3 protein-coding genes and 1 pseudogene are annotated in these 5,154 nt (G+C 66.1%); all 4 read right to left on the reverse strand.

The features are described 5' to 3' along the window. On the reverse strand, positions 1–659 hold a 659-nt coding region (locus tag EN738_RS30630; protein WP_189606047.1), incomplete at its 3' end, for a caspase domain-containing protein. 190 nt (positions 660–849) lie between these two features. Beyond that, positions 850–3,243, reverse strand: coding sequence for a M23 family metallopeptidase (locus tag EN738_RS30635; RefSeq protein WP_127286877.1), 2,394 nt, complete (start codon positions 3,241–3,243; stop codon positions 850–852). Next, positions 3,240–3,746, reverse strand: a complete 507-nt coding sequence (locus EN738_RS30640; protein WP_245494820.1) for a DUF1036 domain-containing protein — start codon at positions 3,744–3,746, stop codon at positions 3,240–3,242. Before EN738_RS30640 ends, EN738_RS30635 begins: the two co-directional genes overlap by 4 nt. Before the next feature lie 11 nt (positions 3,747–3,757). Then, positions 3,758–5,154 (reverse strand): annotated as a pseudogene (locus EN738_RS35765) (serine/threonine protein kinase); the annotation flags it as partial.

Genomic DNA, 5,154 nt, shown 5'->3' on the forward strand with positions numbered 1-5,154 from the left:
GTCGAGTAGGGACTGTTGACGCCGTTGCCGTCGAAGGCGATGGCGCCGGGGTCGGTCGCATAGGCGATCAGGATGCCGCCGGTGCCGACGCCATCCGATTTGGCTTCGACGGGTGCCAGGCCGGCGCCCAGCGAGCGCGACTTCGGCAGCGATGCGGCAAGCGTCCTGGCCAGCGGATTGTCGCGGCAGGCGTCGAGGATGATGACGCCGACCGCCGGATCGGACGGCAGCGCCGCCATGAACTCGTCGATCTGGACGGTGCGGGTCTTGAGATAGGCCGGCGAGGTCAACTCGGCATCGACCGGAATGAGGAAGTTCTTGCCGTCCACCTGCATGCCGTGGCCGGCATAGTAGATGACGGCGAGGTCGGCATCGTAGGATTGCTCGGTGAACCGGCTGATGAGGCTGTGCATGCCCACATTGTCCTGGTCCACCCCTTCGATGACCTCGAAGCCGGCGTTGCGCAGCGTCGATGCAATGAGGTGCGCGTCGTTGGCGGGATTAGGCAGGGCGACGGCATGGACGTATTTGCTGTTGCCGATCACCAGCGCGACGCGTTTGGCGTCGGGCGCGCCACTATCGGAGGCCGCAGCCTGGGCGCCAAGCGAGGCCAGGACGAACAGTATGAATCCGCTCAGAAAGACGGCGAACGCTTTCATGGATCAGCCCTCCGCCCCTTCGGGGCGCGCTAGTGATGTCTGCGCATGCTAGTTTCGTTGGCGACACAGTCGCTTCTGCCAAAAATGGCTCTTGGGCGTCTGTGATCTCAACCACAGTCATGGTTCACGACAGGCCCGAAAAAAGTTCGCCGATAATATCACCGGGCGGCAGGGAACACCAACGGCGGGCTTAAAGGGTGTTCTGAAGCGAGCCTATAAGGGCGGTGACGGCCTGCTTGTACTTCTCGAATTCCGGCGACGTCTGCCGGATCTCGGTCGTGGTCGTCGTCTGCTGCGCCGCGTCGGTGGCGATGCGAGGGGCCTTCTGCCCCATTTTCCGCTCCGCCCAGTCGACGACGTAACTGGCCGTCTTGCCGGTGAGGAACGGGTTGGCCTGGATGACGGCCGAGCCGAGCACGGCGCTCAGTTGCGACGCGCCCGGCGCCGCCAGCACCTGATGCGCGCCTTCCATGCCAAGGAAATGGCAGAGATAGAGACGGCCGGCGGTGATCTGATGGCCGCGGGCGCGAAGATAGGCCTCGCCTTCGCGGGCCAGGTTGCGCACCATCTCGCGCGACAGCGTCGCATCATAGCGAAGCGCGAGCAGGTCGGCGGTGGACAGCGAGCGGGCGAGATCGGGGCGGTAGGTGTTCATCATCCGGATCCAGGTCTTGGAGATGAACTGGCCGGCGCCCGTCGCCGAGGAAAGCGGGTTCTTGGCCCGCGCGCTGCCGCCGCTTTCGACATGGACGATGCGGTCGGTCAGCGTCTCGACGGCAGCATCGCCGGTACCGCCAGAACCGCCGGAAGCGTAGGCGGCAACCGTGGTGACCGTTCCCAGCGGATCGATAGCCGCGCCGGCCTGGTAGAGCTCGAAATGCAGATGCGGGCCGGTCGAAAGCCCGGTGGTGCCGATATAGCCGATGACGTCGCCGGCTTTCACCTTGGTGCCGACGCCGCTGGCGATGGCGAATTTCTGCATATGCGCATAGCGCGTCTCGCGCCCGTTGGGATGCGAGATCTTCACCAGATTGCCATAGCTGCCGCCATCGCCCTGAAACGTGATCTCGCCATCGAAGGCGGCCATGATCGGTGTGCCGACCGGAGCGGCCCAGTCGACGCCCTTATGGATTCGCACCGTGCCGAGGATCGGGTGCTTGCGCGGGCCGAAGGTCGAGGTCATGACCCCGCTGACCGGGGTGACCATGCCGTTTGTCACCGCCAGCGAACGAACCTCGTCATTGCCGGTGACGCACGCGAACTGGCCGTCGCTCTGCTGGAAAACGAAACAGTCGAGGCTCTTTTCCGTGCCCTGGACGCCGACATAGAGGACCCGTCCGGAGATCTCGCTTTGGCCGCGTGGCGTCTGCGAGTAGATCAGCACCAGGCGCTGGTCCTCGCTGGCGAAGGCGTCGAGATCCTGCCCCCGCGACAGATACATGATCGCTTCGCCGATCACGCCGGTCGGAACCTTGTTGCGCGCGGCCGTCGAGTAGATCGCGTCGAGCAGGCGATACTGCCGCTTGTGCGTTCCTTCCTCCGGCGCGCCCGAATAGTTGAACAGGTCCTCGCGGACCCAGGGGTCGACCCCCGACACGAAAGCGTCGGCGGCATTGCGCGTCAGCGTGCCGACGAACACGTTCTTGGCGTAGATCGAGACCTGCATGAGCGACATCGTCGTCGCCTCGCGGGTCGGCCTGAAGCCGCGCATCGCCACGACATAGCCCGGTTCCAGGCTTTCCCGGTTGAACAGCGCCTTCAGCGCTTCGCCCGCCAGCCTGGCGTCCTCGGCCGAGAAATGCGCATCGAGCGCCACGCTGTCCAGGCTGCGGTCGTTGAGTATCTTCACGAAGCTGTCTTCGGTCGCCTCGAAGCGCTGGTATTCCTTGGTGACGGTCGCGACGCTGGTGTTGTTTTCGATCTGGGTTTTCTGGAATGCGGGCAGGGCTGCCTCGCCCGCATCGATCGTTTCGCCCCAGCCGGCCTCCGGATCGTCGGCGTCCGCCGGCTGTCCCGCAGCGGCCGGCGCCTCGTCGGGGACAGGCGTCGGTTGCAGGTCGTTCTGCAGATCGCCGGCCGGCGGCTGAAGATCGTCCTGCAGGTCGTCGGACGGCGGGGACGCGGTCTGCCGCTGCGCCTGGAAGAAGGCGAAATCCTCCTGCGTCGACGGGATCGTCGTCATGAATTTCTCGCTGGCGCTGAGCATCACGTCCGACAGCACCTCGATCTGCGGCGAGATCCCGGCCTGATCGAGTTCGGCCGGCCGCGCCATCGCATGGGCTTTCGTCGAGGTGTCGGCATCGGGGGCGAGCGTGATCCACATCGGGTCCCCGGCAAGGTCGATGATGGCGGGCACATAGACCGAGGCGTCGGCCGGGACGTCCTCCGTGCCGTCGACGGCCTGCAATTCCTCATCCTCATCGCCGAACGACCAGTAGTCGGCGGTGAGGTAGAAACCGGTGCCGATCGAAACCAGGACCATCGCCGCAAGACCGACAAGGATCCGGCGCCAGAGCTTTCGCCTGCGCGAAGCCAGGCGCGCCTGTCTTTTCAGCTTGAAGCTCGTGTCGATACTGTGCGTCACGGGCTGTTCCCGGTCAGGAAGAATGTCCACCGCACCTGTTCGAGCGTGTCGACCTCGACAAACCGCGCCGCGATATGGCCGCGCTGCCAGCATTCGTCGATGCCGCGTATCGAGAAGCGGCGCCGGTCGATGCACATTTCGGTCGAGCCGTTCAGGATCGCGTGGCCGAAGACGTCCGTCGCATAGATGTAGATGTAGCGGTTGGTCAGCTCCTCGCGAATGACGTTGACGCACTGGTTCGCGCCGATGGTCCACCAGCCGTCCGTCTGGTCGGCATTGTCGACCTTCTGGCCGACCGCTAGATTGACGACATCCAGCGTCTGATTGCAGACCGTGAACTCGGCGCGCGCCTGGCCGATCGACAGGACCGCCAGCAGTGCCGCGACCGGGATCGCGGCAGGCCTGGCGCGGCCGATCAGGCAAAGCAGGGTTCGGGCCCGATCACGCAGCTTGCGTGGCGGGAGGACGGGCGGGAAGGAAGAACGCGAGCGGCGGATTTCCATCGGCGTCCATGCTATCCGCCGAGCCGGAAATATTTGGCGGTGGCGGAGAAATCAGATCCGCGGGCCTCGATCTCGCCAAGGATCCTGGGCAGCAGCTCGGATGCCGGAGTGGGCCTTGTGAACACGGCGGCCGGGATGTCGCGAGGTCCCGTGATCACCAGTATGACCTGCGGCACGACCTTGCCGGCCGTCTTGTCGGCGGCGCCGAGCTCGATCGGGATGCTGAAGCTCGCCTTGCCCGCCCGCACGACCATGCGGTCGTCGAGGTTGAACGCCATGCCTTTGTGGTCGATCAGGAGCACGTTGGAGATGAGGCCGCCACGCGTCACCAGCGTGCCGCCGATCGGCGCGCCGTTCGGCACCAATGTCCGATCGAGGACGAGCTGCGGCTTGTCGGCATCGGAACGACCGAGAGAACGCAGGAAATTGGTGACCTCGCATTGGGCGGGCTCAATGAGGCGCACGCTGATATCCGGCTCGACACGGAAGCGCGACTGGAAGTCGGACATCAGCCGCTCGAACGGCTGGACCGCCGTGCCGAAGCCCTCGATCGCGGCGGCGTTGGCGGTTGCCGATGTCATGGTCGCGTAGAAACAGTCGCCGCCGCTGAAATCGCGCACCCAGGAAGCGCGTAGCGCGGTCTCGTCGAGGGGAGCGGCCGGCGGAACCTGCGGTTTGGGCACATTCAAGACGTCGGTCTCATCCGGCTGCTCGGCGGCGGGCGGTTCAGGCTGCGGGCTTGTCGTGTTCGCCGCTTCCGGTGCAGTCGCCGCGCCCTCGGGAACCTTGTCAGCCACCTTCGGCTGGACGGGCTCAGCCGGCTGGCTGGCCGGCAGCTTCGGCTTCGCGGTTTCCGCGACATCCGGCTGGGCGGGCACCGGGGCCTTTTCGACCGATGGCGAGGCCGGGGCAATCTCTTCCGGCGGCGTAGCAGGCGCGATCTTGGTGGGCGGCGCAGTCGCCTTCTGGCCATCGCTGGCCTGCTGCTGATTTGCCGATGGAGCTTGTTCGGTGGGCGCTTGCGACTGGGCAGTCGGCGGCTTTGGTTCCTCCTCCATTGACGGCAGGGGCTCGGCAGGCTGCGTTGGCGCCGGCTTCTGGTCGGACGCCGCATCCGCCGGTTTTTCGACCGGCGCCGGGGTCGGCGCTGCCGGCTTCTCAGCCGGCGGCCGGGCTGCCTCTGTCTGTGGCTTTCGGGACGAGCCCGCTGCCGGCTCCTCGGGGGGCGTCGTGGCGGCGCTGTCGGTCGGCGCCGGCTTCGGTGTTTTCGAAGGGGAAAGCGTCGTCTTGCCGGCCGGCGGCGCGGCGGGCGTCAGGACACCGCTGAGATAGACACCTGCTCCCGACACCAGAGCCAGCGCGGCCACGGCGGCGATGGCGGTGTTTCGGGTCGTTGCGGGTTTCCTGG

Source organism: Mesorhizobium sp. M4B.F.Ca.ET.017.02.2.1 (assembly GCF_003998955.1).
Classification (GTDB): Bacteria; Pseudomonadota; Alphaproteobacteria; order Rhizobiales; family Rhizobiaceae; genus Mesorhizobium; species Mesorhizobium abyssinicae.

What these genes read in the sequence shown, in the direction of transcription:
- EN738_RS30640 (WP_245494820.1), bottom strand. Translation starts at nt 3,746, where the DNA reads ATGGAAATCCGCCGCTCGCGTTCTTCCTTCCCGCCCGTCCTCCCGCCA.